16 protein-coding genes and 1 tRNA gene are annotated in these 18,125 nt (G+C 64.7%); 11 read left to right on the top strand and 6 right to left on the bottom strand.

Annotated features, from left to right (window positions below):
* Window positions 1–78 precede the first annotated feature (78 nt).
* The 6 genes from argB to rpmH all read right to left on the bottom strand — a co-directional run bounded on the left by argB (window position 79) and on the right by rpmH (window position 4,556).
* Window positions 79–972, bottom strand: coding sequence for an acetylglutamate kinase (gene argB, locus IC762_RS34280; RefSeq protein WP_195786477.1), 894 nt, complete (start codon window positions 970–972; stop codon window positions 79–81).
* Window positions 973–1,092: 120 nt separating this feature from the next.
* A complete protein-coding gene (locus IC762_RS34275; protein WP_246801369.1) occupies window positions 1,093–1,461 on the bottom strand; it encodes a DUF423 domain-containing protein in 369 nt (122 codons plus the stop codon).
* Complete coding sequence (gene yihA / locus IC762_RS34270) at window positions 1,458–2,111, bottom strand: ribosome biogenesis GTP-binding protein YihA/YsxC (protein ID WP_195786476.1); 654 nt, start codon at window positions 2,109–2,111, stop codon at window positions 1,458–1,460. The genes IC762_RS34275 and yihA overlap by 4 nt, the downstream gene beginning before the upstream one ends.
* A 35-nt stretch (window positions 2,112–2,146) precedes the next feature.
* Window positions 2,147–4,009, bottom strand: a complete 1,863-nt coding sequence (gene yidC, locus IC762_RS34265; RefSeq protein WP_195786475.1) for a membrane protein insertase YidC — start codon at window positions 4,007–4,009, stop codon at window positions 2,147–2,149.
* 28 nt (window positions 4,010–4,037) lie between these two features.
* Window positions 4,038–4,391 carry a ribonuclease P protein component gene (gene rnpA, locus IC762_RS34260; RefSeq protein WP_195786474.1) on the bottom strand — a complete coding sequence of 118 codons (354 nt, stop codon included), beginning with the start codon at window positions 4,389–4,391 and terminating at the stop codon, window positions 4,038–4,040.
* A gap of 30 nt (window positions 4,392–4,421) precedes the next feature.
* Complete coding sequence (gene rpmH / locus IC762_RS34255; protein WP_008542748.1) at window positions 4,422–4,556, bottom strand: 50S ribosomal protein L34; 135 nt, start codon at window positions 4,554–4,556, stop codon at window positions 4,422–4,424.
* A gap of 376 nt (window positions 4,557–4,932) precedes the next feature.
* Between rpmH and IC762_RS34250 the strand changes: the two genes are divergently transcribed.
* The 11 genes from IC762_RS34250 to IC762_RS34200 all read left to right on the top strand — a co-directional run bounded on the left by IC762_RS34250 (window position 4,933) and on the right by IC762_RS34200 (window position 18,047).
* Window positions 4,933–6,411: a sensor histidine kinase gene (locus IC762_RS34250; RefSeq protein ID WP_195786473.1), complete on the top strand. Its 1,479-nt coding sequence runs from the start codon at window positions 4,933–4,935 to the stop codon at window positions 6,409–6,411.
* A 176-nt stretch (window positions 6,412–6,587) separates the two neighbouring features.
* Window positions 6,588–6,664: transfer RNA gene (locus IC762_RS34245), tRNA-Arg, on the top strand.
* 178 nt (window positions 6,665–6,842) lie between these two features.
* Complete coding sequence (locus IC762_RS34240) at window positions 6,843–8,552, top strand: Hsp70 family protein (protein ID WP_195786472.1); 1,710 nt, start codon at window positions 6,843–6,845, stop codon at window positions 8,550–8,552.
* 8 nt (window positions 8,553–8,560) lie between these two features.
* Window positions 8,561–10,606 carry a tetratricopeptide repeat protein gene (locus IC762_RS34235; RefSeq protein WP_195786471.1) on the top strand — a complete coding sequence of 682 codons (2,046 nt, stop codon included), beginning with the start codon at window positions 8,561–8,563 and terminating at the stop codon, window positions 10,604–10,606.
* A gap of 133 nt (window positions 10,607–10,739) precedes the next feature.
* Complete coding sequence (locus IC762_RS34230; RefSeq protein WP_195786470.1) at window positions 10,740–12,509, top strand: M23 family metallopeptidase; 1,770 nt, start codon at window positions 10,740–10,742, stop codon at window positions 12,507–12,509.
* Window positions 12,510–12,801: 292 nt separating this feature from the next.
* Window positions 12,802–13,170, top strand: a complete 369-nt coding sequence (locus tag IC762_RS34225) for a hypothetical protein (protein WP_195786469.1) — start codon at window positions 12,802–12,804, stop codon at window positions 13,168–13,170.
* A gap of 436 nt (window positions 13,171–13,606) precedes the next feature.
* Window positions 13,607–14,311: an acyltransferase family protein gene (locus IC762_RS34220; RefSeq protein WP_195786468.1), complete on the top strand. Its 705-nt coding sequence runs from the start codon at window positions 13,607–13,609 to the stop codon at window positions 14,309–14,311.
* Window positions 14,312–14,488: 177 nt separating this feature from the next.
* Window positions 14,489–15,253 carry an STN domain-containing protein gene (locus IC762_RS34215; protein WP_195786467.1) on the top strand — a complete coding sequence of 255 codons (765 nt, stop codon included), beginning with the start codon at window positions 14,489–14,491 and terminating at the stop codon, window positions 15,251–15,253.
* A 47-nt stretch (window positions 15,254–15,300) separates the two neighbouring features.
* A complete protein-coding gene (locus IC762_RS34210; RefSeq protein ID WP_246801368.1) occupies window positions 15,301–15,978 on the top strand; it encodes an energy transducer TonB family protein in 678 nt (225 codons plus the stop codon).
* Window positions 15,979–16,162: 184 nt separating this feature from the next.
* Window positions 16,163–16,726 (top strand): RNA polymerase sigma factor, encoded by a 564-nt coding sequence (locus tag IC762_RS34205; RefSeq protein ID WP_246801367.1) that lies wholly within the window; start codon window positions 16,163–16,165, stop codon window positions 16,724–16,726.
* 343 nt (window positions 16,727–17,069) lie between these two features.
* On the top strand, window positions 17,070–18,047 hold the full coding sequence (locus tag IC762_RS34200) for a FecR family protein (protein ID WP_246801366.1): 978 nt from the start codon (window positions 17,070–17,072) through the stop codon (window positions 18,045–18,047).
* Window positions 18,048–18,125: the final 78 nt, after the last annotated feature.

Raw genomic sequence — 18,125 nt, 5'->3', positions numbered from 1 at the left:
GGCGGCCACGGCGCAGGGCGCGGACGGCCGGGACGTACCCGGCCGTGACCGCCTTCGATCGCTTGATCGCGCCTGCCATTACTTATGGATCAGCGTGCCGGTCCCCTGGTTGGTGAAGAGTTCGAGCAGCACCGCGTGCTGCATCTTGCCGTCGATGATCACGACGCCCTGCACGCCCTGTTCGAGCGCGTAGATGCAGGTCTCGACCTTCGGGATCATGCCGCCGGAAATGGTGCCGTCGGCGATCAGCTTGCGGGCATCCTTGATCGACAGGTCGGGGATCAGCTTCTTCGACTTGTCGAGCACGCCGGGTACGTCGGTCAGCAGCAACAGCCGCTTGGCCTTCAGCGCGCCCGCGACCGCGCCGGCAAAGGTGTCGGCGTTGACGTTCAGCGTCTGGCCGTCCTTCGAGGTCGCCAGCGGCGCCAGCACCGGGATCAGCTCGTAGCCGATCAACTGGTTGAGCAGCGTGAGGTCGACCTTCTCGGGGTCGCCGACGAAGCCCAGGTCGACGGTCTTTTCGATGTGGGAATCCGGGTCGACCATGGTGCGCGTCGTCTTCGACGCCTTCACCATGTTGCCGTCCTTGCCGGACAACCCCACGGCCTTGCCGCCGGCTTCGTTGATGTAGCCGACGATCTGCTTGTTGACCGAGCCCGCCAGCACCATCTCGACGATCTCGATAGTGGCGGCGTCGGTAATGCGAAGCCCCGCGGCGAATTCCGACACGATGCCGAGGCGCTTCAGCATGGTCGCGATCTGCGGCCCGCCGCCGTGCACGACCACCGGATTGATCGCGGTCTGCTCGAGCAGCACGATGTCGCGGGCGAAGGCCTTGGCGGTCTCCTCCGCGCCCATGGCATGGCCGCCATATTTGATGACGATGGTTTCCTCGTCATACTCCTGCATGTGCGGCAGCGCTTCCGAGAGGATGCGGGCCTGATCGAACGGGCTGATGTGCTGGTCGGTCATGGGGCGGGTCTCGTCGTCGGCGGAGGGGTGGGCGCGGTTCTATCTGATTGCCGGGCAGGCGCAAAGTGGGAGCAGGTATTCGTACCCCCGGATTACGCTTCCCTCCATCCGGGCTGCGGATCAGCGCTTCGGCCACATTGCCGCGACGGCCAATACCACCCAGCTCAGGATCAGCAGCGTTCCGCCTGATGGTGCGGCCATTGGAAACAATCCGTGGCCGGCATATTGGCGCATCGTCAGGTCGCCCGCAAACAATGACGCTGCGATGACGAAGCCGGCCGCTGCCGTGATGGCGATCTTCGCATGCACGATCGCGCGATCCGCGATCGCCGTGGTCGCGAGCACGGCGGTGGCATGGAACAGCAGCATCGAGGATGCCGCCGCGAGCCGCGAGGCGTCCGGCAAATGGGCCGCACCAGCGGCCAGCATCACGCCACAGGCGCCCATGATCGCGGCAAGGCCGACCAGCAGGCGCGGCAGGCCGGTCACCTGCGCCGCTCCTCGATCAGGCGCACCATCGCAGCCCGCAATTCCGGCATGCCGTCGCCGTCGCGTGACGATGTCACCAGCACTTCGGGGAAGGCCGCAGGATGCTTGGCCAGCGCCGCCGACGTGTCGTCGATGGTGGTCTTCAATGCGCCGGCCTTGACCTGGTCGGCCTTGGTCAGCACGACCTGGTAGCTGACCGCGGATTTATCCAGCGTCTTGAGCACGTCGAGATCGACATCCTTGATGCCATGGCGCGCGTCGATCAGCACGTAGACCCGTGCCAGCGTGGCGCGTCCGAGCAGGAACTTATGGATCAGCTCGGTCCACGACGCGACCTTGGTCTTCGGCGCGGAGGCATAGCCGTAACCGGGCATGTCGACGAGACGGAAGTCCGCCTTCTCCGGTCCCTCGAAGAAAATCAGCTCCTGGGTGCGGCCCGGCGTATGCGAGGTGCGTGCGAGGTTGCTGCGGCCGGTCAGCGCGTTGATCAGGCTCGACTTGCCGACATTGGAGCGGCCGGCAAAGGCGACCTCGAGCGGCCCCATCGGCGGCAGCGTCGCGATCGAGGGCGACGCCCAGATGAAACGCCAGTCGCCGGCGAACAGCTTTCGCCCCTGCTCGGTCAACTCCGCGTCGGTCTCGACGGCCATGTGCGATTGCTTCGCTTCGCTCGCAATGACGGCAGCTATGCCGCCTTCCTCGCGAACGTCGCCTTCAGATTGTCGAACAGCTCAACCTTCACGCCGTTGAGCCGCATGATGTAGCTCTGCTGCGTCACGGACAACGTGTTGTTCCAGGCCCAGTAGATCACGAGACCGGCCGGGAAGCCCGCCAGCATGAAGGTGAAGATCAGCGGCATCCAGTCGAAGATCAACTTCTGGGTCGGATCCGGCGGCGCCGGGTTGAGCTTCATCTGGACCCACATCGTGACGCCCATGATGAGCGGCCAGATGCCGAGCCACAGGTAATGGCCGAAGAACGGGATCTGGGTCGGGTCGTAATGCAGCAGGCCGAACAGCGTGAACAGATTGGTCGGGTCCTGCGCCGACAGGTCCTTGATCCAGCCGAAGAACGGCGCGTGCCGCATCTCGATGGTGATGAACAGCACCTTGTAGAGCGAGAAGAACACCGGGATCTGCAACGCGACGGGAAGACAACCGGCGATCGGGTTGATCTTCTCCTTCTTGTAGATCTCCATCATCTCCTGCTGCTGCTTCACGCGGTCGTCAGGATAGCGCTCCTTCAGCGCCTGCAACTGCGGCTGCACCGACTTCATCTTCGCCATCGAGGCGTAGGACTTGTTGGCGAGCGGGAAGAACAACAGCTTGACGATGACGGTCACCAGCAGGATGGCGATGCCGAAATTGCCGACCAGATGGTAGAAGAAGTCGAGCGCCAGGAACATCGGCTTGGTGATGAAATAGAAGTGGCCCCAGTCGATCAAGAGATCGAAATGGTTGAGGCCGAGCTGCTGATTGTAGCCGCCGAAGCCGACCAGCGGGAAATTGAGACCGACGACGGCGGCTTCCTTCGCGCCGGCAAACAGCCGCGCATTGGCGACGCCGGTGCCGCCGATCGGGATGGTCTGCGCGCCGAGCATGTAATCGGCCTGATAGCGCTTGTCGCCCGTGGTGAAGCGGGCGGTGTCCAGGGTCGCATTGGTGTCGGGCAACAGCGCGGTGGCCCAGTATTTGTCGGTGATGCCGAGCCAGCCGTCGGTGACCTTCTGGAAGATGGCGCCACGGGCGTTTCCGCCGGTGGCGACCTTGCTGTCATCCAGATTCTTGTAGCTCAACTCCTGCAGGCCCTGCTCGCCGAGATAGCCGACCGGGCCTTCGTGCAGGATCGCGTAGCCGGAGACCGGCGGCTTGCCGCCGCGCGAGATCAGCGCGAACGGATACAGCGTGACCGGGGCGCTGCCGAGATTGTTGACCTCGTCCTTGACGGTGAAGAGGTAGCGATCGTCGACCGAGAGGGTGCGGCGGAAGATCAGGCCCTGGCCGTTGTCGTACTTCAGGACCACCGGCGTCGACGGCGTCAGGCTGTTCGAGCCTTCCTGTTCCCACGTGGTGTCGGCATTGGGGGTCTTGATGGTGGCCCCGCTCTGGGTGAGCCACAGGAACTCGGCATAATAGGGATCAGCTGTGCCCGACGGCGACAGCAGCACGATGGCCGGGGATTTTGGGTCGACGGTCTCGCGGTACTGAACCAGCGACAGATCGTCGATGCGGGCGCCCTTCAGCGCGATGCTGCCGGTGACGCGCGGGGTCTCGATCTTGATGCGCGGGCCGGACTCAAGCACCGACTCGCGGCTTGCCACCGCGGCTTCGGCGGCGGGGGCGACCGATGCCGGCGCAGGCGTGGCGGAGGAGGTTGCCGGAGCGGCGCCAGGCGTCGGTTGCGCCTGCTGCGTCGGTTTCAGCAGCTCGGCCTGCCGCTGCGCTTCGCGCTGCTTCTCCATCTGCGGCATGTTGTAGAAATATTGCCAGGCGATCAGGACGAGGCCGGACAGAATGACGGCAAGGATCGTATTGCGGTTGTCGGACATCTCTTAAGGTCTCGTCATTCCGTTCGGATTACGCGCCCGAGTTACGCGCTTTTGGCGCAGGCCGGTCGAGGCGGCGCAGCGCCGACCGCAGGTCGTCAAGCATGGTCGCAAAGTCACGGGTCAGCGCGTCACGGCGGCCGACTAGCACATAATCATGGTGCGGCCGGATCGATACGGTGTCGACACCCTTCACCACTTCGCGCAGCCGGCGGCGGATGCGGTTGCGCTCGGTCGCGGTGCCGTTCTTCTTGGTGACGGTGAACCCGATGCGGGCCGGGCCGTCATCGTCGCGGCGGCGGCCCTGCAGCACGAAAGCTGCGGTGTTCGCCCGCGCGCCATTGGCAACGGCGAGGAAATCCGCCCGCTGCCTTAGCCGATCCATCAAGAATCTCCTGAGAGGAGACGTCCGGGATTAGGCGCTGAGGCGCTTGCGGCCACGCGCGCGGCGCGCGGCGAGGACCTTGCGGCCGCCGGCCGTGGCGAGACGGGCGCGGAAGCCGTGACGGCGCTTGCGCACCAGTTTGCTGGGTTGATAAGTCCGCTTCACGGTAATTCTCCGCTGACCGGGCAGTTTGCCGGGATTAAGATCAAGTCCGTTGAGATAAAGTCCGGTGATGCCGGCGAACCCACAGCGGGCCACTCGCGGCCCAAATGAGCCGCCCCCGGTCAAGACCGGGCCATCGCGGACAGTTGGCGCGGCTTATAAGGGAGCGCCCTGTTTTCGTCAATGTCACAGGGCGTCGCAAGGAAGCTTCTTTGAAAGGTCGCAATTGGGACGAATATATCTGTTTTCACGGGGTTTTTGACGGTGAGGGAGCGCTTGGCGGCGCCGTGGAACCCGCCGACATTAGCGATCCGTAATTTGACCGGCTCGGGGGCCGGGCCGCATCTTCCGACCCCTGAGCCAAACAAGGCCTTCTCTTGTGGCTGTGACTGACGACCAGGCGACCGCGCTGAATCTGCGGCCCAAGCCGACGCTGCGGCTCGGGCTGTCGGGCAAGCTTTTGCTGTTGACGATCCCCCTGGTGATGATCGCCGGCCTTCTGATCTACGTGCCGGCGATCGCCAACTTCCGGATGAACCGGCTCAACGACCGGCTCGCCGCCGCCAACACCGCAGCGCTGGTGCTGGACGCCGCGCCCTCCGGCATGGTGCCGGATTCGCTGTCGCGGCAGATCCTGACCAGCATCGGGGCCCGCGCGGTCGCCATCAAATTGGGTCAGCAGCGCCGCCTGCTCGCCAGCGCCGACCTGCCCGCCTCGATCGATCATGACGTCGACATGCGGACCATGACGGTGTGGTCGGCGATCGTCGATGCCTTTGAGATCATGCTGGAGCATGGCGACCAGACCATCCGCGTGGTCGGCGCAGCGCCCGGCCAGGCCCAGTTCATCGAGGTCGTAATCGACGAGAAGCCGCTGCGGCAAGCGATGTACCGCTTCTCGCGCAACGTGCTTGTCGTCGCGCTGCTGATCGCCGGCCTGACCGCCGGCCTGGTCTATTTCGCGCTGCATTATCTGTTCGTCCGCCCGATGCGGCGGCTGACCGCGAGCCTGATTGGCTTCCACGAAAATCCGGAAAGTGCCGCGCGAATCATCGTGCCGAGCCACCGCGGCGACGAGATCGGGGTTGCCGAGCGCGAGCTGTCGGACATGCAGCGCGACCTGGTCTCGATGCTGCATCAGAAGAGCCGGCTCGCAGCGCTCGGGCTCGCCGTCTCCAAGATCAATCACGATTTGCGCAATCTGCTGGCCTCCTCGCAGCTGCTGTCGGACCAGCTCGCCAGCGTGCCCGATCCGCGGGTGCAGCGCTTTGCGCCCAAATTGCTGCGCTCGCTGGAGCGCGCCATCGCCTTCTGCCAGTCGACCCTGTCCTACGGCCGCGCGCAGGAGGCGGCGCCGGACCGCCGCGTAATCCTGGTCGAGCCGGCGGTCGCCGAGGTGCGCGAATCGGCCGGTCTCGGCAACGACGTCTCGATCACCTGGATCAGCGCCATCGAGCGCGGGCTGACCATCGACGTCGACCCGGACCAGCTGTTCCGCGTGCTGCTCAATCTGGTGCGCAACGCGGCGCAGGCGCTGGAGAGCCGCCCGGGCAGTGACGGCGGCGCCCGGCAGATCCGCATCACCGGCCGCCGCGAAGGGACGGTTGCGATCGTCGAGGTCTCCGACACCGGTCCCGGCGTGCCCGCGAAGGCGCGCGAACATCTGTTCGAGGCGTTCCAGACCTCCGGCCGGCCCGGCGGCAGCGGGCTCGGACTTGCCATCGCCGCCGAGCTGATCCGCGCCCATGGCGGCAATATCCATCTGGTCGAAGGCACGATCGGCGCCACCTTCCGGATCTCGATCCCGGACCGCCCGGTGGAACTGCTGTCGATCCGCAGCGAGCGGGCGCGGGCGTAGGCGCAAGGGCTCCTCCCGGAATGGCGGGAAATCGGGCCTTTCCCGGTCGAATCACGGCCCCAGAACCTGCCTTCCAGACCCTTGCCAACCGGACCGGGAGCCTGTAGCTAGAGCGCTCCTTCGCGATGGTCCGGGCTTTCCCGAACCCACCCGGGCTCCAAGCCCTGCCGCGAATTGCGCCCGTAGCTCAGCTGGATAGAGCATCAGACTACGAATCTGAGGGTCGGACGTTCGAATCGTTCCGGGCGCGCCATTTTCCAATCATTCGCGAATCCCGGGAGAAGCCGGCGGCAGCCCGGCCACATCGGCGCAAACGGCTGCGCTATTTTTGCAGCGACGTCTCCCGCCGATAACGATTTCGTGGCACTACCACAGGTATATGGCGTCCACGTCACCGGCGACGCTCGCGGGTTCGATGAGGTCGTTCACGCATGATTATTGGAATTGACCTCGGCACGACCAACAGTCTGGTCGGGGTTTGGAAGGCCGGTACCTCTGAGCTCATTCCAAATGCCCTTGGATCGTTGCTGACGCCGTCGGCGATCAGTGTGGACCAGGACGGTGCCGTCCTGGTCGGTTTGCCTGCACGAGAACGGTTGCTGTCCCATCCGCGGCAGTCGGTTGCGTCGTTCAAGCGCTACATGGGCAGCAATCGCACCTTTCAGCTTGGCATCAGGACCTTTCGGGCCGAGGAGCTGTCCGCGCTGGTGCTTCGCGCGCTGAAGGCTGACGCTGAAGCCGTTCTGGGACAGCCGGTCAGCGAAGCGATCATCACCGTTCCTGCCTATTTCAATGACGCCCAGCGCAAGGCGACCAAGGCCGCCGGCGAGATGGCCGGCCTCAAGGTCGAGCGTCTCTTGAATGAGCCGACCGCGGCAGCCCTCGCCTATGGACTTCAGGAGGGAGCAAGCGAGCGCAAGATACTGGTGCTCGACCTCGGAGGCGGAACCTTCGACGTGTCGATCCTGGAGATGTTCGAAGGCGTCATGGAAGTCAGGGCATCCGCCGGCGATAATTTCCTCGGCGGCGAGGACTTCGTCGATGTGATCGTCGATCGCTTCATGGTGGAAGCCGGTGCTGCGGCCGGGATCCCGCCGCGATCGTCGTCGAGCGCGCTTCACGCCAATTTGCATCGTCAGGCCGAGATCGCCAAGCGCGCTTTGACCGATCACGACGCGCACGAAATCGAGCTGGTGCACGATGGCGGTGCGATACGGTGGTCGATCACCCGGAGCGATTTCGAGGCGGCCAGTGAGCCGTTGCTCAGGCGGCTCCGCGCCCCGATCGAGCGAGCGATCCGCGACGCCAATCTGCATCCCGATCAAGTGACCGATTTGGTGCTGGTCGGCGGCGCGACCCGCATGCCGGTGGTGCGGCGGATGGCGGCCCGGCTGTTCCAGCGGCTTCCGATCGCGCAGATCAATCCGGATGAGGTCGTGGCCCGGGGCGCCGCGGTCCAGGCCGGCTTGAAGATGCGAGACATGGCGCTCGACGATGTCGTGATGACGGATGTCGCCCCGTATTCGCTCGGCATCAATACAAGAAGCCGGCTCGCCGACAATTCGTATCTCGACGGCCTCTATCTGCCGATCATCGAGCGCAACACGGTGATCCCGGTCAGCCGCGCGAAGCAGGTGAGCACGGCATCCGACGGCCAGAGCGAGGTCAGGTTTCGCATCTTCCAGGGCGAAGCGCGGATGGTCGCCGACAACATCGAGATTGGACAGCTCTCGGTGCCTGTCCCGCCGGGGCCGGCCGGCAAGGAACGCATCGATGTTCGTTTCACATACGATGTCAGCGGACTTCTGGAGGTCGACCTGGAGGTCGTCAGCACCGGTCATACCGTCCAGCTCGTCATCGAAGGCAATCCCGGGATCCTCAGCCGAGAGGAGATCGACCAACGCCTGGCCGCGTTGAAGGCGCTCAAGATTCATCCGCGCGACCAGGCCGAAAATCAGGCGGTGATGTCGAGGGCCGAGCGGCTCTACGAGGAGAGATTGGGGGACGACCGCGCGGCGATCGGCAAGCTGATCGACGATTTCCGCATTCTCCTCGAGCGCCAGAACCCACCCGAGATCGACGACTACCGTATCAGGTTCAGCCAATGGCTGGATCGCGTGGACACGACATTCTTCTCGTGAGTGCGCCGATGTCGCCGTGGGACACGCTGGGCATCGAGCCGACCAAGGATAGCGGTGCGATACGCAAGGCCTACGCGCTGCGGCTGAAGCAGACCCGGCCCGACGACGATCGCGCCGGGTTTCTGCGCCTGCGCGAAGCCTATGATGCGGCGCTGGCCTGGGCCGCGCGTTCGGATGCGACGGTTGCAGACCGCAGCGAACAGTTCGCCTTCCGCGGGGACGGCCCTGTTCCCGAGGATTCTTCACCGAAATCTGCGCCTCAGTCCTTTGACGAGCTGTTTCATCGCCTGCGGCCTGGTGCACCGGAGCAGCCGCCCGTGCAGCAACCATCCCCGCGCGAATCCGTCAGCCGGGTTGTTGACGGCGCGCGCATCGATGTCACGGAGCCTCCAGCGAAGGCGATCGGTCAGGCCATTGCGAACGCGTTTGCGTCCGGGAACATCAGTGTCGGCGCATCGCTGTTCGCAAAAGCGCTCGCCGACGGCGCACTCTCGTTGCGGGACGAGTTGCACTTCGCCGATTGGCTGATCCGACTGCTGGCCCGAGACGACACATTGCCTGTCGAGCAGCTGCTGGAGATCGTCGACCGGACCGGATTGTACGACCGGATCAACAAGCCGCGCAGCCGCCTGGGATCCAAACGCAAGGATCCTCTGGTCAAGCTGGAGGAGCGACTCTGGTTGCCGGTGCTGTTGAGACGTGCGGAGTCCGGCGATGCGAGCGCCCAGTTGAGTCTGGCGCAGCTCTATGATGCCGGCCACCAGGTGCCACAGGACCGTGTCACCGCAGTGCGTTGGTACCGTGCGGCGCTGGACGGAGGCGACTGGCGCGCGGCACATGAGTTGGCCATGCTGTATTGGCAAGGTCTTGGGATACCGAAAGACCCGGCCGAGGCGTGTCGATGTTTTGAAGTTGCCGCTGAGCATGGCGACCCAGGGGCTCAGCTCGCTTTGGGGCGTATTCTTCGATCAGGTGAGGGGGTCCCTGCAGCTCCGGCGCAGGCGGTGCGATGGTTGAGGGCCGCTGCTGAGCAAGGCTTGGCAGCTGCCCAGGGCGAACTGGCGGTCTCCTATCGCGACGGCATCGGCGTCGAGGTCGACGACGCGGAAGCCTTGAAATGGTTCCGACTGGCCGCTGAGCAACAACACCCGTCGGCGGTTCACTGCCTTGCCCATCTCTATTGGATCGGCCGAGGCGTTCCACAGGACCGCGTCGAGTCGCTGCGCCTGTACGAGGCTGCGTCCAATTTGGGAGACGCACCCGCGCAGCGTCAGCTTGGGTTGCTATACTGGAGCGGCAAGTCGGTGCCGCGCGATGACAATCTGGCCGTTCGCTGGTTTCGCAAAGCGGCCGATCTGGGTGACGCGCACGCCCAGTACTATCTCGGCCGGTGCTATCATCTGGGCCGTGGTGTCTCGCAAGATTACGCCATTGCCGCGTCCTGGTTTCACAGGGCCTTGGCTCAGGGGCACGCCCATGCCGCAGCGTATCTTGGCAGGCTGTATGAATACGGGCGGGGCGTACCAAAGGACCCGGTGGAGGCCCGCAGGCTCTACGAGATCGGTGCAGCTCAAGGCGTCGTGTCCGCTCAGGTGAACCTGGCCGTCCTGCTGACAGGGAGCAATGGCGGCCCCGTCGATTTCCCCGCGGCGCTTCGCTGGTTCATCGCGTCAGCGGAACGGGGCAACAGTGCCGGCATGAACGGAGCCGGCTTGTGTTACCTGAACGGCCATGGGGTCGAGCGCGATGTCACCAAGGGGTTGAACTGGCTGGCAGCGGCCGCCAAACGTCGGCAGCCAAACGCGATGCATACGCTGGCCGCAGTGCTGTTCGAGGGGACGGCGACGCCGAGAAATCTGGAGCAGGCCTATATCTGGGCGGCGCTCGCGCTTCGCACTTATGCTGGTGCAGATGGCAAACTTCCTGCCCTTCGAGATCTGTTCATGAAAATCTGCAAGGTGGTGTCGGCAGATGATCGCATCCGCCTCGATGCGGCCGTGGCGGACTGGAGGGCGGAGGGGCAACCCTCTGGCACCGCTGACCTCGCGGGTTGAGCCCGCGACGGGCCAATTCGAACCAACGTCAAACAATCGCCTCAGACAGGCCTCACTCAACGCTGCGCGCGTCCAACGAAGAGCTCGGCCGGGACGTCGCGCGAAAGCGAGCCGGCGGGACCAGGGGACGGCGATGACCAGCCGCAGCGACGTGCGGGCAGCGCGGGTGTACGCGCATCACTTGCACGCCATCCCGTCGAGCGACGAACCGCCGCTGGGCAGCGATGGCGCGTTGCCGGATCGACGCGCCGTCAGTTTGCGCTGGATGGCCGCAACCATGCTGATGGGCGCTGCGGCTGTGGTGCTGTTTGGCGGCGCGCTGCGTGCTGTTCTTGGCGATCGCGCGCAATTCGCGATGTCGCCGGTGGTCTCCTTGCAGCGCCTCGCGCAGATGGTCGACGAGGCGCGGCGCGGTGACCGCCTGGATCGGAAGTCGAGCAAAGACGGCAATTCATCCGCAATCCGGATCGAGCAACTGGGCGACGCCGGATCGGTTCGTCCCTTCACGCGCGTGTCGGCGCGGCTTGCGGAGATCGATCCGGAGGACGGCGAGGCGCCGGCCGCAGATGATTCGAACAAGCCGCATGTCCTTCCGCAGGACGCGCCGCCGTCGCAGGCGTCGCCGATCAAGCTCGGCAGTTCGTCGCGGCACGCGTTGTCCGGCAGTGTCAGCTCCTATGCCGACGATGCGGAGGCGCCTGCGTCGCTGCTTGCGATCGGCAAGGCGCTCAATGTCAGCAGCGTTCCGAAATCTCTGCTGCCGTCCGACAGCCATCGACATGTCGTGATCGCCCGGCAAGGTGACACGCTGGCCGCCATCCTCCACGCGGTGGCGGCGGGTACCGAGGACGAGCCGGCGATCCTGGCCGCCTTCCCGTGGCCCGGCGCGCGCGGGCCGCTGTCCGGCGGCGAGAAGATCAAGGTGACCGAGCAGACGGCGGATGCCGCTGCGCCACGCGGCCATATCTTGAAGGTGTCGATCGCGTTGCCGGACGCCAGCGTCTTTGCCGTCGGCCGCACCGATGCCGGCGACTACCAGGCGATCGCACCGGAGCAGCCGGGCACCGCGTCACACAACGCCGGAGCGCTGCGCGATACCGTCGACACGCGTCTTCTGTCCGGCGAAAGCTTGCGTGACGGGCTCAACGCGCTCGCGCGGTCCAATCACGTCGACGAGGCCGTTGTCGCCGAGCTGATGCGGCTCTGCGGCCGCGATTTCGACCTCGATGAGCCGCTCGGCGAGGGCGACCTCGCCAAGATCATCTACGCGCCCAACGAGCTCGGCCAGCCGGAGCTGGTGTTCGTCGACTTGACGGCCGCCGGGCAGACGCATCGCTACTACCGTTTCAATGCGCCCGACGATGGCAGCTCGGACTTCTACGATGAGGCCGGCCATTCCATCACCAAATTCCTGTTGCGCAAGCCGGTCGTCAACGGCCGCCTCGGCGACGGCTTCGGCTGGCGCATCCATCCGATCCTGGGCGACCGCCGCTTCCATGAGGGCGTCGATTTCGCGGCGCCGTTCGGTTCGCCGATTGCGGCAGCCGGCGCCGGCGTCGTCGAGACGTTCGGTTTCCAGCGTGGCTACGGCAAATATGTCCGCCTGCTCCATGATCGCGGCTACGAGACCACCTATGCCCATGTCGCCAATTTCCCGCACGGGCTGAAGGTGGGCGACCGGGTCCGTCAGGGCGAGACCATCGCCTATGTCGGATCGACCGGGCTCTCGACCGGTCCGCATCTCTATTACGAGGTCAGGATCAACGGCCGCAACGTCGATCCGTTTCGGATCAAATTATCGGGTGGAAGGGTGCTGCAGGGCGACGTCCTCGGCGCCTTCGATCGCCGCCGCGACGGCATCGACCAACTCGCCGGTCTGTCCGCGCCGTCTCGCCCGCGCTAGGAAGAGCGAGCAAGCCTCAGATAATGATGTCGAGAGGACGATGCTGCGTCGCCACCCGTATCAGTCATCGCCCGGTTTAACCAGGCGACCCCGTACGCCGCGGCCCATCGGCGCAATAACCGCTGTCTCTGGAATACTGGATCACCCGCATGCGCGGGTGATGACACCGAGGTGAGCTGTTTGCATCCGCAGTCGCCGCCAATTCTTATCGCTGCGTTAGAACCTTCCGGGGACATTCGGCGACAAAACCGTCGGTATGTTGATCGCGTTCGCGTGGTCGGGAGATCGAGCAATGTTCGGCAGGGGCGTGATCGTCTGCAGCGCCATGATCTTGGCCGTGCTGGGCGCGTCCGTCCAGGCGCAGACGCCGGCGAGCTGCAAGGAGCCCAAGGAGGGCACCAGCCGTGTTCCGATTTTCTCGCCGCCGCTCGCCAATGTGGTGACGGGGACCGGGCGGCTGCAGTTCTATTCGGCGCCCAACCTGCACTGTCCGATCAACGGCGTCTTCGTGATCCCGAACGATCAACTCGTTGCCTATGCGCAGACCGATGACGGCTGGTCGTCGGTGATGTACGTCAACCCAAAGACGGGCGACGACGTTCAGGGTTGGGTGAGATCGGCGCGACTCAAGATCACGGGGACCATGGGCCCCAAGCAGTAGATGCCGCGCGATAGCTGGATGTTTCATCCCCATCAGATGCGATCGAGACATCAGAATTTCCGATACCTGAAACGAATTCGTCATCGCGCGCTCGTCGGCGCATCGCGTCTGCCTGCATTGGCAGCATTAACCGCCACAAGTTGAATTTCTTGACGCCTCGCGCATGAAGTCGGAAAGGTTTGCCGCAAGGACGCGTGCCTGTGTGGGCCGTCGGGGCAAGACTTCGGGTCTTGATGCAAGACGTATGACGACTGCCTGAGCGCATCGCGAGGTGAGGCTCTGGGCAAGCATGTCATCGGCATTTGAAGAACGTTGATATTGGCGCCTGACGAACGCCGCTCCTGATCGGGCAACACATCGATTGGCGAAGCATGCCGAGTTTGAGATTCCAGTCTGGTTTCCGGAGCGTGGATCCGCGTGATGTGGGATCGCGCTGATGTTGCAGCCCACGCCGCAAACGCAGATCGAGGCGCAAGCTCCGCGCAAGGGCACGGTCCGGCCGATGACCGCCGCCGATGTGCCTGGCGTCGCCCGGCTCTTCCTGAAGGTTTTCAGGGGTGCCGACAAGCCGGCCGGCGCGGACCTCGAGAACTATCTGCAGGCGCTCGTGCTGGGCTCTCCTTCCTACGAGGCGATGGCGGGCACGCAAATCTACCAGCAACAGGACGGACGCATCCGCAGCGCGCTGCTGTTGCGGCTGTGGCTGGCCGAGCGTGTCGAGGGCGCCGGCATTGCCGTGCTGGCGCTCGCGCTGGCCCAGGTCGTCACGGTGCCGTCGGTCGCGGAATTCTCGCTGGCGCGCGGCGACAAGTTCATCCTGGAGGGGTTGACGCCCGTTCTGTCCGCCTATGTGCTGGCCTTCGTCGTCTTCCTTGCAGCCGCCTTTTTCGATCGGCCGCGTTCGATCTGGCTGGCGCGGATCGGGCTGATCAGCTACTCGATGTATCTGTTCCACTGGTGCGTGAACGTCGTCGTGTACCGCTTCCTGCCGTTCACCGGGCAGGTCGGCGACGTCTTCACGATGCTGATCTGCATCGTCCTCACTTTGATTGCGTCATGGCTGGTTTACCGGACGGTCGAGCGGCCGATGATCATGTTCGGACGCACGATCCTGCTTCGGCGTGGCGCAAAACGGTGCTGACTGAGGCGCGTTTGCCACAACGGCCCGCGCTGTCGGGTGGCGTTGCCGACCCATCGGTCGCCGGTTAGATGGCCGTCACATTTCGGATATAAACAACGCTGGTCCGTTGGCCGGAAGGCTGATCAAAGCATACGCTGGCCGAGTTTACCGACGGTCACTTTGGGCCGAAGCAAGGCTATGACAGCAATTGATTTATTTGGTGCTGGCACGGCGACCAATCCTGATATGGCCGGGGCCGGCACGCGACTGCGGCATCGGTTCGGGATCGGCGTGACCCTGATCATCGCCAGCTTCTGCGCGGCAGAAGCGCAGCAGCGCGAGACGCTCGCGGCGCCGGCGCCGATCGAATTTCACATTCCGGCTCAGCCGCTTGCGAGCGCCTTGCAGGCCTATGGCGAACGCACCGGCGTGCAGGTGCTCTATGAAAGCAGCTCGGCGTCCGGCCGAAAATCGACGCCGGTCGACGGTAATCTGACGCGCGAAGACGCGCTGAACCTGCTGCTGAGCGGAACCGATCTGAAGGTCCAGTACATCCGCCCCGACGCCATCACGCTGGCCTTGCGCACCGTGTCGGTGGATCGGCCGCCCGCCAATCCGCTTGCAACGGCGGATTTGTCGCTCGGCACCCTGCAGGTGCGGGCGACCAATGAAGCCGAAGACACCGGCGCACTGCACGATTACAACGAGAGCTTGCAGGTCGACATCCAGAAGGCGCTGCAGAAAAATGTCGGAACCCGCGGCGGTAGTTACCGGCTGATCGTCGATCTCTGGATCGACGCCTCGCGCACGATTCAGCGGACCCAGTTACAGCGCTCGACTGGCGATCAGGCGCGCGATGCGGCCATCACCACGGCGCTGCACGGCTTGACCGTCAGCCGGGCCACGCCTGCCAATGCACCGCTGCCGGTGCGGATCGCAATCCGGGTGACATCGTTGCAATGAACGCCGGTGGTACCAGCGGACGCGATGGCGCTTCCGGTGTGAACCCGGTGACCGCGTTGTTCCATCCCGAAGATCCAGGTGCCTGGACGTCCCGCGAGGTGCTCCGGCTGCTTCTGGTGCCGACCATCGCGACCCTGCTGTTCGTCGGCGGAATTTACTGGATCCGGCTGCAGCCGCCGGCGGGACCGTCGAGCCGGGAGCAGAACTCGGTCGTGCAGGTCCGGCTGCTGCCGCGCCCGTCGCCCGCGCCGATCCCGCTTGCGTCGGTGTCGCAGCCGCCGGCCGCCGCGCTTGCCAGCAAGACCGACGTGTCGACGGACAATTCCGATTCCGCGACCGACACCTCGGTATCGACGCCGGCGCAGGAGCCGGCGCCAATCGAGACGACGGTGCCGAGCCCGCGCCCGGCCCCATCGGCTGCCGACGCGCCGCCCAACAATGTCGCCATCAAGTTTCAGCAGGCCCTGCTTCATCACGTGGCCCGCTACAAGCGCTACCCGAGCGCGGCGCGGCTGGGGCGGCTGCACGGGGCGGTCGAGACATTATTCTCTATGCAGCGCGACGGCACCCTGCTCGACGTCTGGGTCAAGACCAGTTCCGGTCAGGCCGTGCTCGACAAGGCTGCGCTGGATGCGATCCGGCGCGCCCAGCCGTTGCCGTCGATCCCCTCCGAGCTGCCCGGCCGGCTCACCGTTCAGATCTGGCTGGAGTTCGACCCGTCCTGAAGCGCCGTTGGGATGATTGCTCAAGCAACCAGCAGGCCAACAGCATCGCGCGGACGGCCAGGTGTGATCTCCTTGCCGCACGTCGCATGTCCTTCGATTGCCGACTTGTTACCGTCATAAATGTGTAGCCCGTGGCCGATACGACTTTGGCGCGTAAGAACAATTTGATCTGGATATCGGGCTGGTGTCTGGGGGGCCGCGGAACGTGGCTGATATTAACCGAGTGCGGCTGCGGGGCCAGCTCGTCGAGAACTATGACGGCCTCGTCAAGAAACTGACGCGCCGGCTGGGATCTTCCGACTTCGCTTATGAAGCCCTGCACGAGACCTTCCTGCGGCTGGAGCGGGTCACGGACTCCGTGTCCATCCGCAGCCCGGCGGACTATATCTTTCGTATAGCCATCAATATCGCCAGGGATCGTCAGAAGGCGCAGAACTATCGGGTCAGCGCCTCCGAGGTCGACGCGTTGCTCGACGTCAGCGACGAGGGGCCGAGCCCGGCAAGGATCGTCGAAGCACGCTCCGATGTCGACGCCTTCAAGCGCGCGCTGGCCGAATTGCCGGCCCGGCCGCGCGACGTGCTCCATAGCATTACCATCGAGGGACGATCGCCGCACGACGTGGCGACCCGGCTCGGCGTCAGCGTCAGAACGGTGGAAAGCGATTTGAAGCTCGCCTTGAGCCATTGCGCGAACTGTCTTGATTATACATTGATCCGGCGGCTCGGCGGCCCGCGGCCCCGTACCTGAGATCGTCGCCGGTAATTTTTAACATCCGTTCTGCGGGATCGCGGGCTTTCAATCGTCTATTGAAATAGAGAACCGTCTCGCGAGGACCGTTGCGGCGCCTCGAGGGGGTTCGCTCGAAGTGCCGAGCCGTTGAAAAACAGGTCGACATGCAATCCATCATGCGAGCGGTCGCCAGCCGCCCATCACGCGACACCGGGCAACCCCGGATTGCCGGATGTGCGCAACCGCGTATTGCGGTGCCCGAAGACCGCCGGAATCATTTATACAGCGACCTACCGCATGTGATGCATTCGATGCGATCAGAAGGTTTGGCCTTGGCGAGCATGGTGATGAGCAGTCCGTCGTGACCGAGCCGATCCCTCCATCCGAATCCGATCCGTTGCTGGACGAGGCCCTTGATTGGGTTGTCCGGCTGAAGACCGGTACGCCGACCCGTGCGGACGTCGATGCGCTGCAACGCTGGCGCGGGCAAAGCCCGGCCCATGAGGCGGCGTTCAGGACCGCCGCCAGCCTGCTCCGCACCGCCTCGATCGCGGCGCAGGAGCTGGCCAGCGAGCAGGCCGCGGCCGGCACCGTTGCCGCATTGCCGCGTCGGCCGCAGTTCACGCGCCGTATCGTGCTTGGCGGTGCGATGGCCGCCGCTGCCGGCTATGTCATGTTCCGTCCGCCGCTCGACATGTGGCCGTCGATCGAGGAATTGTCGGCCGACTACCGCACCGGGAAGGGTGAGCAGCGCAAGGTGGCGCTGGCGCCGGACATTTCGGTCGAATTGAACACCCAGACCAGCCTCGCATTGCGGTCCGCGCCCAATGAGACCCGGGTCGAGCTGATCTCCGGCGAGGCCTCGGTCACGGCGAGGCGGTCGTCGTCGATCCCGCTGGTGATGCTGGCCCGCGACGGGCGCATCAGCGCGGTGCAGGCCGATTTCAACGCACGCTGTCTCGACGGGGTGGTTTCGGTGACCTGCATCGATGGCGTCGTGACGGTCGAGCAGGACGGCCACACCATCCAGTTGCGCAAGGCCGAGCAGGTCAGCTATTCGCTCGCGGGACTGCAGACTTCGCGTCCGGTCGACGCCACCCAGGTTACGGCGTGGCAGACCGGACTATTGATCTTTCGCGACCGGCCGCTTTCGAGTGTCGTGGACGAAGTGAACCGCTACCGCGCCGGCAAGATCATCATCACCAGTGCGGAACTGAGCCGCCGGCTCGTCAACGGCACCTTCCAGCTCGACAAGCTGGATAATTTCGTGGCCCAGGTCGAGCAGCTGTTCGGCGCACGGATCACATCGCTGCCCGGCGGCGTGGTGCTGATGAGTTGACCGGGGGCACACCAGCCCGGTTGCCTGTGTTGATTCCCTAACAATCCAAGAATTTCTTTCGCTGACTTGCAAATTCTT

The organism is Bradyrhizobium genosp. L (assembly GCF_015624485.1).
Lineage (GTDB): Bacteria > Pseudomonadota > Alphaproteobacteria > Rhizobiales > Xanthobacteraceae > Bradyrhizobium.
Note: the sequence above shows the minus strand (reverse complement) of the source record. Positions and strands in the feature narration are given on the sequence as shown.